Source organism: Parasphingomonas zepuensis, assembly GCF_036663735.1.
In the GTDB taxonomy this organism is placed as follows: domain Bacteria; phylum Pseudomonadota; class Alphaproteobacteria; order Sphingomonadales; family Sphingomonadaceae; genus Sphingomonas.
Genome location: NZ_JAXOJO010000005.1, coordinates 22,521 through 35,875, shown reverse-complemented (window position 1 = coordinate 35,875; position 13,355 = coordinate 22,521). Strand labels below are relative to the sequence as shown.

At 66.8% G+C, this 13,355-nt stretch carries 12 protein-coding genes; 6 read left to right on the top strand and 6 right to left on the bottom strand.

The genetic code is table 11. The features are described from left to right. Positions 1–59 precede the first annotated feature (59 nt). Both U1769_RS18135 and U1769_RS18130 read left to right on the top strand, forming a co-directional pair. Positions 60–1,007: a DUF2167 domain-containing protein gene (locus tag U1769_RS18135; protein ID WP_332718851.1), complete on the top strand. Its 948-nt coding sequence runs from the start codon at positions 60–62 to the stop codon at positions 1,005–1,007. A gap of 121 nt (positions 1,008–1,128) precedes the next feature. After that, positions 1,129–1,623: a hypothetical protein gene (locus tag U1769_RS18130; protein WP_332718849.1), complete on the top strand. Its 495-nt coding sequence runs from the start codon at positions 1,129–1,131 to the stop codon at positions 1,621–1,623. Positions 1,624–1,629: 6 nt separating this feature from the next. On the opposite strand, the gene U1769_RS18125 is transcribed toward U1769_RS18130, so the two are convergent. The 3 genes from U1769_RS18125 to U1769_RS18115 are packed head-to-tail and all read right to left on the bottom strand — an operon-like array spanning position 1,630 to position 4,275. Further along, positions 1,630–2,019, bottom strand: a complete 390-nt coding sequence (locus U1769_RS18125; RefSeq protein WP_332718846.1) for a nuclear transport factor 2 family protein — start codon at positions 2,017–2,019, stop codon at positions 1,630–1,632. Next, a complete protein-coding gene (locus U1769_RS18120) occupies positions 2,016–3,269 on the bottom strand; it encodes a mechanosensitive ion channel family protein (protein ID WP_332718843.1) in 1,254 nt (417 codons plus the stop codon). Before U1769_RS18120 ends, U1769_RS18125 begins: the two co-directional genes overlap by 4 nt. 4 nt (positions 3,270–3,273) lie before the next feature. After that, positions 3,274–4,275, bottom strand: a complete 1,002-nt coding sequence (locus U1769_RS18115) for a DNA topoisomerase IB (RefSeq protein WP_332718841.1) — start codon at positions 4,273–4,275, stop codon at positions 3,274–3,276. 157 nt (positions 4,276–4,432) lie between these two features. Between U1769_RS18115 and U1769_RS18110 the strand changes: the two genes are divergently transcribed. Then, positions 4,433–5,641, top strand: a complete 1,209-nt coding sequence (locus U1769_RS18110) for a hypothetical protein (RefSeq protein WP_332718839.1) — start codon at positions 4,433–4,435, stop codon at positions 5,639–5,641. Between the two features lie 3 nt (positions 5,642–5,644). Here the strand turns inward: U1769_RS18110 and U1769_RS18105 are convergent, their stop codons facing one another. Together U1769_RS18105 and U1769_RS18100 are read right to left on the bottom strand one after the other, a co-directional pair. Beyond that, positions 5,645–5,956, bottom strand: a complete 312-nt coding sequence (locus U1769_RS18105; RefSeq protein WP_332718837.1) for a hypothetical protein — start codon at positions 5,954–5,956, stop codon at positions 5,645–5,647. Beyond that, the gene (locus U1769_RS18100) at positions 5,953–6,132 is read right to left on the bottom strand and encodes a hypothetical protein (RefSeq protein WP_332718835.1); all 180 of its coding nucleotides are present in this window, start codon (positions 6,130–6,132) and stop codon (positions 5,953–5,955) included. The genes U1769_RS18105 and U1769_RS18100 overlap by 4 nt, the downstream gene beginning before the upstream one ends. 95 nt (positions 6,133–6,227) lie before the next feature. Here U1769_RS18100 and U1769_RS18095 point away from each other — a divergent pair, with 95 nt between their 5' ends. Further along, positions 6,228–6,863, top strand: a complete 636-nt coding sequence (locus U1769_RS18095; RefSeq protein ID WP_443030403.1) for a S24 family peptidase — start codon at positions 6,228–6,230, stop codon at positions 6,861–6,863. A gap of 13 nt (positions 6,864–6,876) precedes the next feature. On the opposite strand, the gene U1769_RS18090 is transcribed toward U1769_RS18095, so the two are convergent. Next, complete coding sequence (locus U1769_RS18090) at positions 6,877–7,065, bottom strand: hypothetical protein (protein WP_332718830.1); 189 nt, start codon at positions 7,063–7,065, stop codon at positions 6,877–6,879. Between the two features lie 165 nt (positions 7,066–7,230). On the opposite strand from U1769_RS18090, the gene U1769_RS18085 reads away from it, so the two are divergent. Together U1769_RS18085 and U1769_RS18080 are read left to right on the top strand one after the other, a co-directional pair. Next, a complete protein-coding gene (locus U1769_RS18085; protein WP_443030402.1) occupies positions 7,231–9,195 on the top strand; it encodes an autotransporter assembly complex protein TamA in 1,965 nt (654 codons plus the stop codon). Next, positions 9,192–13,349 (top strand): translocation/assembly module TamB domain-containing protein, encoded by a 4,158-nt coding sequence (locus U1769_RS18080; protein ID WP_332718828.1) that lies wholly within the window; start codon positions 9,192–9,194, stop codon positions 13,347–13,349. The genes U1769_RS18085 and U1769_RS18080 overlap by 4 nt, the downstream gene beginning before the upstream one ends. Positions 13,350–13,355 lie beyond the last annotated feature (6 nt).

The window sequence follows — 13,355 nt, the reverse complement described above, 5'->3', positions numbered from 1 at the left end:
GCTGCGATTCGGGAGCCTGTTGGCACGGACGATTCTGCGTCGAACCGGGGGGTTAAGGCATGACAATCAAGATCTTCGCGCGCGCGGCGACGCTTGCTCTGGCGGTATCGCTGGTGGCACCGATCCATGCCCAGAATGACACTGCCGCGCCGCAGAAAATTCCGGCGGAGCTGGTCCGGTTCGAACAGAGCCTGCACAAACAGACCGGCGATGTCGCGATCCCGGCAGCGCACGCGACCCTGCATCTCGGCGACGGCTATTATTTCCTGCCGGCCGACGAGGCCAAGGCAGTGCTGACCAAGGTCTGGGGCAACCCGCCCGATGCGGTCGCCCATACGCTCGGCATCGTCTTTGAGAAAAATACGACGATCTTCGACAATGTCTGGGGCGCGGTCGTGACGTATCAGGACACCGGCTATGTTCCCGACAAGGACGCCGCGACCGAGGATTACGGCAAGGTGCTCGAGCAGATGCGCGAGGGCGAGGCGCAGGACAATGCCGAGCGGCAGAAGAACGGCTATCCGACGATGACCCTCGCCGGCTGGGCGCAGCCGCCATCCTATGACGCTCGGTCGCATGCGCTGATCTGGGCGCGGGATCTCAAAGTGTCCGGGTCTACGGTGGATACGCTGAACTATGATGTGCGGCTGCTGGGCCGGAAGGGCGTGCTGAGTCTCAACATGCTGTCCGACATGGATCATTTGCCCGAGGTGCGTACCGCCGCGGCCAATTTCGGCAACGCGGCCTCGTTCGATGCCGGATCGCGTTATGCCGATTTCGATTCGTCGATCGACAAAACGGCCGAGTACGGGCTGGCGGGCCTGGTCGCGGCAGGGGCCGGTGTCGTGGTGGCGAAGAAGCTCGGTTTCCTCGCGATCGCGCTCGGCTTCGGCAAGTGGATCCTGGCCGGCCTTGCCATTGCCGGTGCGACGATGCGGCGCTGGATCGGAGGCCTGTTCGGCCGGCGCGAGCGCGATGCGCTGGAGGGCGACGAGGGCGATCAATGAGGCGACGCGCGCGTCGCACTTTCGTCGATCCCGTCGAATGTCCTCCCAGGCACGGCCAGTGACGCGATAGCTCTACTTCATGAGGCCCCGCTTGCGGGGAGCAACCTGATGGAGCGCGCACATGATCTTTCACGTTTCGATCGATGCCGACAATCCCCGGCACGTCGCCCAGGTGATCGCCGAGCTATGGGAAGGACAGGCAACGCCGTTTCCGCCGGTGATGGAGGGCAGCTGGGTCGCGCTGGCCAATGATGATCGCAACACGATCATCGAAGTCTATCCGCGCGGCACGCGGCTGGTCCCGGCCGATGGCGATGCCGATGCCTATGGCGTGATCGGCCCGTCGGACCGCCGCTCGGCGACGCATATCGCGATCGCCACGCCGCTCGACGTCGAATCTGTCTTCATGATCGCCGCGCGCGAGGGCTGGGAGGCCAAATATCGCAAGCGCGGCGGGACGTTCGGGGTGATCGAGCTGTGGCTCGAAGGCGCGCGCATGATCGAGGTACTGACGCCAGCGATGCAGCACGAATATCTCGGCGGCATGACGGTGGAGAGCTGGAACGGCTTCCTCGCCTCGCTCGGCATGGGCCAGCCAACGCCGGCGCTTGCATAACGCCGATTATCCCTGCTCGGGCTGTTTCGCCACGAATGCGCCGGCCCGATAGCTTGGGCCGAAATAGACCTCGACGGCCCGGATCTGGCCGTCGGATACGGTCAGATACTCGGTGTTGCGGAATTGCTCGCCGGTGTCGGTGGTGACGAGGTAAGTGACATAGGCGCCATTCGCATCGGTGGCGACGCGCTCGATCCGCAGATCCTCGAACCGGTCGCCATTGGGCCAGCAGCGTTCGAAAAAGGCGTCGCGGGAAATCGCGTCGTCATAGGGGCTGGTGAAGGTGAAATCCGCCGCCAGCAGCGCTTCACTGTCCTCCCACCGCCGATCGCGGAATGCCTCGAACTGGGCGCGGACGATCGCTTCCTTGTCGTCGGTTATCCCCTCCCCGATCACGGGTGCGAATCCTGGTCGACCGCCGAACGGTTGGCCGAAGGCTTGAGTTCGGCGGTCGTGGACGGATCATCGGTGACCGGCGCGGCATTCTCGCCATAAGGCGGCGCTTCGGCATAGGGGCCGATCATGCCGCCGCGCGGCGCTGCGGTGAAGGCGGTCTGGGTGGGATAGGCCAGTTCGATGCCCTCCGCATTCAGTCGCTTGATAATGCCAAGGCCTACGGCGTGGCGGGCATGGAAGAAGTCCTCGAATGACGAACTGGGCGAATCGAATTCGACATCGAAATCATAGCTGGACTCGCCGAAGCCGATGAACCCGGCGCGGACGAATTTCCGGCCGCACTTCTCGATCACTTCCTGCAGGATATCGGGCAGCCGCTCCATCTTCTCGACCGGAGTCCATTGGACCAGGCCAAGCTTGAACTGTCCGCGGCGATAGTCGCGCTGGGTGTTGTTAAGGATTTCCTTGTCGAGCAGATTCTTGTTGGCGATGATCCGCTCTTCGCCGGTGGCGGCGCGGATGCGGGTCGATTTCAGCCCGATCGCTTCGACCGTGCCCGACGAGGTGTCATAAGTGATCGCATCGCCGCGGCGGAACGGGCGGTCGAAGATGATCGCGAGCGCAGCGAACAGATCGGCGAAGATACCCTGCGCCGCGAGGCCGATCGCGATGCCGCCGACGCCGAGGCCGGCGACCAGGCCCGTGACATTCACGCCGAGATTGTCGAGCACCACGATCAGCGCGATCGCGAACAGTGCGAAGGTGACGAGCAGGCGGATGATCCCCATCGCGCTGCCGATCGCCTCGCCCGAATAATTCTCCGAATGCGTGCGATGCTCGACCGCGCCGAGGATGATCTCGCGCGCCCAGATCGCTGCCTGGAACACCGCCGCGATGGTGAACAGGAAATTGATCGTCGCCGTCACTTGCTGCGGCGCATTGGCGTAGCCGGCGACCAGCTTCGCCGCGACCATGACGATGAATAAATTGCCGGTCTTCACGATAGCGCGGCCGAACACCGTGCCCCAGCCGGCGGCGCCCGGCCGCAGGTTGCAGAGCCGGTTGCCCAATCCGCGCAGGAAATGCAGCGCGACGACGATCACCGCCGCGGCCGCGGCGGCGATGATGATCTGCAGCCAGTGAGTCATGAACCAGGCATAGGTCGCGGAGAACAGATCCTGGACCTGCTCGTTCACGTCGGACGCAGTGATCGGATCCGCCTTGGCGGCGGCGCTGTTGTTGACGGTCATCGGGTCACGCGGCTTTCAGTATTTCGGGCTCGAGTGCTTCGAGATAGCCGATGAGGCCGCGTTCCGCACGCGACATCCAGCGCGTGCTGCGCGGCAGCCGCAACGAGAGGCGGAAGGTCGCCTGCCCGTCCTTGATCAACTGGATCAGGGCGGGGTGGACATAGGATTTGCGCGCGATCGCCGGGGTGTTGTTCAGCGCCGCGGTGACTGGACCGAGCAACGTCTTCAGGCTGATGTCCTGATCCGCTTCGGCCAGCGTCTCGAAGGCAAGCACGCTGGCGGACCAGGTGCGGAAATGCTTGGCGGTGAATTCGTCGCCCATCGCTTCCTTGATGTACGCGTTGACGTCCGACGACGTCACGGCGTGGCTCTCGCCCGCCTCGTCGACCCAGCGGAACAGATGCTGGCCGGGCAGGTCCTGCATCTTCTTGACGAAACGGCTGAGCGATCCATCCGTGATCGTCAGGGTGCACAGCTTGCCCGACTTCGCCTTGAACTGGAGCTTCAGCGTCTTGCCCTTCACCCGGGCATGGGGCTTGCGCAGGGTTGTCGCGCCGTAGCTCTTGTTATCCCTGGCATAAGCCTCGTTCCCGACACGGACATGACCCACGTCGAGCAGACGGACCACCGCTGCGACGGCGCTGGCCTTGTTCAGCCCTCGCTTGCTCAGATCCTGCTCGACCCGCGCGCGAAGCTTCGGCAGGGCACGCCCGAAGTGCAGGCAGCGCTCATATTTCGCGGCTTCCTGCGTTTCTCGGAATTCGGTGTGATAGCGATATTGCTTACGGTTCTTGTCGTCCCACCCGACGGCCTGAATGTGGCTATTGGCGTTGGGGGAAAACCAGGCGTCGCGGTAAGCGGGCGGCAGGCCGATTGCATTGAGCCGGTCGATCTCGTCGCGGTCGGTGATGCGCTTGCCGTCCGGATCGAAATAACCCCAGCCATGGCGCATCTTTTTGCGCGTGATCCCGGGTTCGCTGTCGTCGCAATAGGTTATCGTCGCCATGAGGCGGAAATGCGCGGCACGCGTTGGTGGTTCCCGCCGTCCCTCAGCCCGGCACCACGACGCGACCGGAGGCATAGCGCGAACCGCCCATCTAAAATGTTGCGCGTTACGATTCTGTTTACCAAAAAATTACCAAATCTGTGCCATCACTGCCGTCATGGTCGATTCCATCCGTCATCAGCGCCTGAATCTGCCCGTCGCGCCAGTCGTCGCGGTGGTGATCGGCGGGATCGTCGCGCTGGTCTTCGCAATCATTCCGGCGGGATCGCTCGAAAATCTGGTGATCGACACCGGCATCGCCGCGATCTTCCCCGCTACCCAGCCGCCGCTCGGCGTCACTGCCCGTGCCGTGCTGATCCTCTCGGCGGGTGCGGGAAGCGCGCTGGTGGCCTGGTTCGGGCTGTTCCTGCTGATCGGCGGGCGCGCGATCGTCGTGCAAAAAAACGGCGCGGTCGATGATGACGAAGCGGCGCCCGTGCTGCGCCGCGCAGATGCTCATCCCGATGCGCCGGCGCGCCGTCCGCTGTCCGCCACGCGAGAGCTCGGCACGCCGTTCCTGGAGGTGCGGGCGACTCGCCTTTCCGGGATAAGGGCAGACGAGCCTGTTATCGCCCAGGAGCAGCCGGCCACGGAACGTGATCTCCCGGTCGATCTGGACACACCCCTGGCGGCATTTGATCCTTATGCCATTCCGGCCAAGCCGATCGAATGGTTCCCGCCTGCTGACGAGCTCGCGGCGCCGACCGACGAATCGGTACTTGATTCCGGCGCGCATGAAACGGCCGATCCGATTCCGCCAGCGCCGAAGCCGAAAGGGCCGAAGCCGATGGGCGCGCCAGCTGCGACGGAATCGGAGACCCACGCTCCCGCACCGATCGCCCAGGAATCGGAGCCACTCAGCGACTCGGCGCCGATCTCCACGCCGGAACCAACGCCGGCCTTCGCACCACCCAGCGACCAGGCAGTGGAAGCGCCGTCAGAGTCCGCACCGGTCGGTTCGCCCGAACCGGCGGAACCAGTGGAACCGGCTGTGCTCGCGCCGATCGCGCCGATGCCCGCCCCGCCGCAGATGCGACCACCGGCCCAGATCTTCCGCGCGCGGCCCCATCCGTTCCGCACCGAACTGGCCGAAGAGGTCGAGCGGCCCTTCGCGCCCTCGCGGCCGCCAGCTTCGGCGCGCGTCGAGAAGGATCTGCCGGCCGGCATCCACGCCTTGCTGGACCGGCTCGAGCGAACGATGGGCCGCCGCGAGCCGGTCGCGCCGCCGCCCCCGGCGCAGGAAGAGCCACAACAGGAAGAGTCACAACAGGAAGAATCGCTGCAGGAAACGCTCGGCACGCTGCGCCACCTCGCAACGCGCGGCTGAGCCTCATTCCTCCACGGTCAGCGCCTCGAGCGCGATCGTCGCCATCCGATCAGCGCGGCTGATGCCCCTCACCACCAACTCGGCGAGCAGATGCCCACGCATCGCCAGGCCCGCTTGGGGCAGGGCCGTGAGCCACCGCTCGAGCGCCGGCGAATCGTCCGCCTCCACGCGCAAGGCGTGGCGGGCGCCGTTGAAGGTCGCGCTTGCCCAGCGCGTCCAGTTCGAGTCGGCGATGCGAATCAGGCAACCGGCGCCAAAGGCGTCCGCTTCCACCGCCCGGACGAGCAGGGTACCGGCATCGGGACCGCGGCTCACCGCTCCTGCCCCTGTGCCAGAAAGGCATCGATCCGTGCCCTGACCCGCTGGCCCGGCTCGCGCCCGTTGCGCAGATCCCCCACCAGCCGCGGATCGTTGACCGCCAGCCGGCCGAACCGGGTTGGCGGCATTCCCGTCCTTTTCAGATAGCCATCGATCTTTCCCAACACCGACATCGTACGCAGCCTTTCCCGAGTCCCTTGATTATGTTCTTGGTCTGTTCCGTAATTTCCAACTTGTCTAGGATTTTTCCTATGGTAATAGGACAGGAATGGAGGCGATTGATCCGCGCGCTGTTCTGGACCGCCTGGTGACCGCAGGCGGGGAAAGCTATGCTGCGTTGTCGCGCATGCTCAGGCGCAATCCCGCCTATCTTCAGCAATATGTGAAGCGGGGTACGCCGCGCCTGCTGGCGGAGCGCGACCGCAAGCTGCTCGCCGGCTATTTCCGGGTGGACGAGGCGGAACTGGGAGGGCCTCCAGCCCCTGCGACTCCGATGGTGGCGCAGGTCCGCCGGCTTGACGTGGCCGCGTCGGCCGGCCCCGGTGGGCTGGTCGACGAGGACCGGCTATTGGGCGGCGAGCTGTTCGATCCGCGCCTGCTCGCTTCGCTGGGCGTGCGCGAAGGGCAGAGCGCGGTACTGCGCGCCCAGGGGGATTCGATGACGCCGACGATCCAGGACGGCGATCGGATGCTGATTGACGAGCGCGATCGCGCGCCGGGTGCGCGCGGCGGGATCTACGTCCTGCGGCTCGACGGCGCGTTGATGGTGAAGCGGGTCGCGAAGACCGGTGACGGGATTGTGGTCACCAGCGACAATCCGGATTTTCCGGCGATCGTGCTGCCGGCACCGGATGCGGTGGACGTGCTGGGCCGGGTGGTCTGGCTGTCGCGCGCGTTGCGGTAACAGCTGCGCCTGCTCAGCCGCGTTTGGATCGCACGTCGAGCAGCCACATCGCGACCGAGATGACCACGCCGATGGCGGTGCCGATCAGCAGGCCCTGAATTGGCGCGTACAGCAATTGACCGATCAGCGTGCCGCCGAGCGCACCGAGCGCGATCAGGGCACCGCCGGCTAGCGGGGTGCGGGGAGGAGGTCTGCTGGCCATGCAGCGCCTCTGCCATGTCCCGCCGCAGGACGCCAGCGTCCCGGCATGGGGCTGGGTGCTGCGCTTGCGCAGTTCGGCTCGCAGCCGGAACGGTGCAGGGCGCCTGATCGACCGCCGGCTGCCAAGCCTCTGTCACTTGCGGATTTGAGCCGCTAGGACAGGGCCATGTGGTTTCCGGTCGGTCCACGTGGCGCGTTGTTATGGGCCACGGGAGGTCTTTTTATCTGTTCCGTCCCCTGCGCCTGGGCGCAGGATGGCGGGGTGGCGGGTGCCGCACCACAATCGACCGGTCTCGATCCTCAATCCCCGCTGGCGCCGATGCCCGGCCTGGGCGTCGACTGGCCCGATCTCGACGCTGCGCCACCCGAGGCGGTCGACCCGGCCAGCCAGGCCGAGATGACGGGGGAAGAACATTACAGCTATCGCGTCGACGGGATCGACTCAGTGTCGAGTGCACTGTTCCACCAGCGCTTCAAGGAGCTGTCGACCCTCAACGCGCATGACGGCGATGTAGCCAATGCGGCGCAGCTCGATCGGCGCGCGCGTGAGGATGCGGCGCTGCTGGTCGAACTGCTCCGCGCCGAGGGCTATTACGACGCGCGGGTGGGCACACGGATCGAGCCCAATGGCGGGCGTCCGGTGGTGGTGCTGGAGGCCGAGCCGGGCACGATCTACAAATTCGGCGATGTCGCGCTTGCCGGTGTGGCTGCCGCCGGCGACAAGGCGCCGGCGCTGCGCGATGCGTTCGGCGTGAAGGCCGACGATCCGGTCAACGCGGATACGATCGTGGCGGGGCAGGGGCAGCTGCGCGTCGCGATCGGCGAGCAGGGCTTTCCCTTCGCGCAGGTCGGCGAGCCAGAGATCGTGGTCGATCACGCCACCCACACGGCGACGCTCGCCATGGCGGTGCAGCCGGGCGGTGCGAAACGTTTTGGGAAGATCATCACCGCGCCTGATAACAAGGTGTTCGGCGCGGAACATGTGCAGGATATTGCCCGCTTCAAGCCGGGCGAGCCCTATGACGCCGCTGCGCTTGCCGACCTGCGCCGTGCGCTGATCCAGACCAGCCTGGTCTCTACCGTCGAGATCAAGCCCGTGCAGAATGTCGATCCGAACATCGTCGACATCGATGTCGCGCTCGCGCCCGCGCCGCCGCACACGATCGCCGGCGAGATCGGCTACGGCACGGGCGAAGGCGCGCGCGCCGAGGTAAGCTGGACTCACCGCAACATGTTCCCGCCCGAAGGTGGGCTGACCCTGCGCGGCGTGCTCGGCACCAAGGAGCAGCTCGCCAGCGTCGTCTTCCGCCGCAACAATTACCGCGCGCGGGATCGCGTGCTGACCGCTCAGGTCGTCGCCTCGAACCTGACCCGCGACGCCTATCAGGCCAAGACCTTCTCGATCTCCAGCAGCCTGGAGCGGCAGACCAACATCTTCTTCCAGAAGCAATGGACCTGGTCGCTCGGTGCCGAGCTCACGGCTTCCGATGAGCGCGACGTGATCCTGTCGACCGGCTTGCCGCGCCGCCGCACCTTCTTCATCGGCGCGTTGCCGACCACGCTGATCTATGACGGGTCGGACGATCTGCTCGATCCGACGCGCGGCTTCCGGCTCGGCGGGCGGTTCTCGCCAGAGATCTCGCTCGAGGGCAAGGCGTTCGGCTATGCCCGGGTGCAGGTCGACGCCAGCGCCTATCGCTCGGTGACGCCGCGGGTGGTGGCGGCCGGGCGGATACGGCTGGGGACGATCGCCGGCGCGCCGCGGGATGCGATCGCGCCGTCGCGGCGTTTCTATGCGGGCGGCGGCGCCTCGGTGCGCGGCTATGGCTATCAGGATATCGGGCCGCGCGATCCCAATAACGATCCGATCGGCGGGCGCAGCCTGACGGAATTCTCGATCGAGGCGCGGGTGAAGGCGTTCGGCAATTTCGGGATCGTGCCGTTCTTCGACGGCGGCAATATCTATACCTCGCCGTTGCCGAAATTCTCCGAATTCCGGTTCGGCACCGGCATCGGCGTCCGCTATTATTCCAGCTTCGGGCCGATCCGCCTTGATGTCGGCACGCCGATCAATCCGCAAAAGGGCGATCCGCGTGTCGCGGTCTATGTCTCGCTGGGCCAGGCGTTTTGACCGAGGAAGTGGCCGCGCCGGTCGTGCAGCGCCGCCGCCGCTGGTGGCGCTGGCTGGCCGGTGCGCTATTCGCGATCGTCGCGGTGGTTGTGCTGGCGCTGGCGGCGCTGGATACCAGCATCGGGCACCGCTGGGTCGCTGACCGGATCGCCCAGCTCAGGCCGTCCAACGGCCTGCGCTACAGCGTCGGGCGGATCGAGGGATCGCTCTATTCCAGGGCACGGCTGATCGACGTGCGGATCGCCGATCCCAAGGGCCTGATCTTCTACGCGCCGCGTGCCGAACTCAACTGGGTGCCGTTGTCGTGGCTCGACAACCGGCTGAACATCCGCAGCCTGATCATCCCGCGCGCGAGCCTGGCCAAGCTGCCGCAGACGATCCGCACCGGCAAGGCAGGGCCGCTGCTGCCAAGTTTCGACATCCGCATCGGGGAACTGCGCATCGACCGGCTGGCGGTGTCGCCGAAGATCACCGGCGTGGCGCGGACGGGCAAGCTCGCCGGTCGTGCCGAGATTCGCGCCGGCCGCGCATTGATCGATCTGAACGCTGTGATCGAAGGCAGCGACAGGCTGGCGCTGAAGCTCGATGCGGAGCCTGATCGCGACCGTTTCGATGTGGATCTCCATGCGCGGGGCACGGCGACCGGCGTGCTGGCGAAGCTTGTCGGCTTTGCGCGGCCGATCGCGATCGATCTCGCCGGCGACGGGAAATGGAGCGCCTGGCGGGGCGCGGCCCGCGCCGACATCGGTGCGGTGCGCGTCATCGATCTCGCGCTGACCAACAATGCTGGCCGCTATGCGCTGAACGGCACGCTTAATCCGTCGCCGCTGGCCAAGGGCAAGCTGGCCCGGCTGACCAGCCCGCGTGTGGCGGTCGATGGTGTGGCGACTCTGGCCGACCGGCGGCTGGACGGAACGCTCAAGCTCCGCTCGGCCGCGCTGGCGATCGATGGCGTCGGGACGATTGATCTCGGGCAGGGGGCCTATCGCAACCTGCGGCTCCATGCCCGGCTGCTCCAGCCCAAGGCGCTGTTCCCCAACATGACCGGTCGCGGCGTCGAGTTGCGCGCGATCCTCGATGGCGCCTTCGCGACCGCGCATTTCGATTACCGGCTGACAGCCGACCGAGCCGCGTTCGACCGGACCGGGTTCGAGGTCGTGCGCGCGGGCGGTGCCGGCAATTTCTCGAAACAGCCGATCCGCCTGCCGATCCGCCTCACCGCGGCGCGGGTGACCGGCGTGGGCGATGTTGCCGGCGGCATTCTGCGCAACCTTCGCGTCGAGGGCGTGCTGCGTGTAACGAGCCGGCTCGTCACCGGCGACGATCTGCGCCTGACCTCGGACAAGCTGACCGGCCGGATCAACCTGACGCTTGATCTGAAGACCGGCCAATATGAGGTCGGGATCAACGGTGCGCTCGGCCGCTATCTCATCCCGGGCCTCGGCGTGGTCGATGTGAAGTCCGTCCTGCGCGTGGTGCCGGGGCCGGGCGGGCGCGGGAGCAGGGTGATCGGCACCGGCACCGCGCAGATGGTGCGGCTCGACAATGCGTTCTTCCGCTCGCTGACCGGCGGTTTGCCCAAGATCACGACCGGGCTGGAGCGGACGCCGGACGGTATCCTCCACCTCAACAATCTGGTGCTGACGTCCCCGTCGCTGCGGCTGACCGGCAACGGCATCCGGCGCCGCGACGGCACGTTCCATTTCGAGGGAAGGGGCGAGCAGGCGACCTATGGCCCGCTTACCCTGAAGCTCGACGGCCGGATCGAACGCCCGACGCTAGACCTGGTGTTCGAGCGACCCAACGACACGATGGGGCTCAGCAACGTCGTTGCCCACCTCGATCCGACGCCGCAGGGCTTTGCCTTCACCGCCAATGGCGGATCGTTGCTGGGGCCCTTCACCGGCAACGGCGATATATTGTTGCCGCGCGGCGGGGGCGGGACGATCGCCGTAAATCGGCTCGACGTCAGCGGTACCACGGCGAGTGGCGCGCTGCAGATCGTGACGGGCGGGTTCGACGGGCGGCTTGCCGTTGCCGGTGGCGGGATCTCGGGCGAACTGCTGTTCCGACCGGTCGGCACCGTCCAGCGAATCGAGGCGCATCTCGCGGCCGAAGCGGCGCGCCTGGCCGATAATCTCACGCTCCGCCGCGGACGTCTCGATGCAGTGGTCCTGCTCGATCCGGCCGGCACCTCGATCGAGGCGACGGCGTCCGGCACCGGGCTGCGGCGCGGCGCGATGTCGCTCGGGCGCTTCGCCGTGGCGGCGTCGTTGCGGGGCGGGCGCGGCGAAGTTCGCGCCTCGATTTCCGGCGCGCGCGGCCGCGCCTTCGATATCGAGACGGTCACCCAGGTGACGCCCGACAGTTATACCGTGTCCGCCGAAGGTACGCTCGACCGCCGTCCGCTGCGGTTGGTGACGCCGGCCGTATTCACGCGTGACGGCGATGGCTGGCGGCTCGCGCCGACCCGGCTCAGCTTCGCGGGCGGTGACGCCCAGGTGGCGGGGCGGTTCACCGGCACATCGAGCGCCATCGACGCGACGATGGCGCGGATGCCTTTGTCGATCCTGGATATCGGCTATCCCGGGCTCGGGCTCGGCGGCACTGCCTCGGGCAAGCTCTCCTTTGCCCAGGCGCGGGGCGCAGCGCCGACCGGACGAATCGATGCGACGGTCCGGGGCCTGACTCGGTCCGGCCTGATCCTGTCGTCGCAGCCGGTCGATGTCGGCATCGCGGCGATCCTCCAGCCGGGCAAGGCCGCCGCGCGTGCGGTCGCGAAGAGCGGCGGCAAGACGGTCGGTCGCGCCCAGGCGCAATTCACCTTGTCGGGCGATGGTCCGCTGACCACGCAGCTCGCCAATGCGGGCCTGTTCGCGCAACTTCGCTATGACGGACCGGCCGATACGCTGTGGCGGCTTACGGGGATGGAGCTGTTCGACCTGACCGGTCCGGTGGCGATCGGCGCCGATCTCGGGGGGCGGGTCAGCGATCCGCAGATCCGCGGCGTGGTCGAGGCGAAGAATGCGCGGATCGAAAGCGGCGTCACCGGCACCGTGCTCACCAATGTCCAGGCCACCGGGCGCTTCGGCGGATCGCGGCTGGTGATCGATCGCTTCGCGGCCGATGCCGGCAAGGGCGGGCGTGTCACCGGCACCGGCACCTTCGATCTTGCCGCAGCCAACGGCTTCGGCATCGATCTCGCGGTCAGCGCCGATAATGCGGTGATGATCAACCGCGACGATATCGGCGCCACGGTCACCGGGCCGCTGACGTTCAAGTCGGACGGGCAGGGCGGGGTGATCGCAGGGGACCTGCTGCTCAACAAGAGTCGCTACCGGCTTGGCCAGGCCGGCGCCGCCACCGCCGTGCCCCGACTCAACATTCGTGAGATCAACCTGCCCTTCGGCATCGGCGACGAGGAGGACGTGCCGCGCAAACCATGGCGGCTGGCACTCAAAGCGCGCGCGCCAGGCCAGCTGATCGTCAGCGGGCTCGGCCTCACCAGCGAATGGTCGGCCAATCTCGAGATCGGCGGCGCCCCCGACAATCCGTCGATCGTCGGCCGCGCCGACCTTATCAAGGGCGATTATGAATTTGCCGGGCGCCAGTTCGAGATAGAGCGCGGGCGCATCCTGTTCGCGGGCGAGGTGCCGGCCAATCCGTCGCTGGACATCGCCGCCAACGCCGATTCGACCGGGCTCAGCGCGACGATCCGCGTGACCGGATCGGCGCAGCGACCCGATATCAGTTTCTCGAGCGTGCCGGCGCTGCCCGAGGACGAACTGCTGTCGCGGCTGTTGTTCGGCACCTCGATCACCAATCTGTCCGCGCCGGAAGCATTGCAGCTTGCGGCGGCGGTCGCGGCGTTGCGCGACGGGAGCGGTGGCCTCAACCCGATCAATGCGGTTCGCCGCGCGGCGGGGCTCGACCGGCTGCGCATCCTCGCGGCCGATCCGCAGACTGGCGCCGGAACGTCGGTCGCCGCCGGCAAATACATCACGCGGCGCCTGTTCGCCGAGATCATCACGGACGGTCAGGGGTATTCGGCGACCCGGGTCGAGTTCCAGGTGACGCGCTGGCTTTCGGTGCTGTCGAGCATCTCGACGCTTGGGCGGCAGAGCGTGAACCTCAGGGCATCGAAGGACTATTGAGGATCG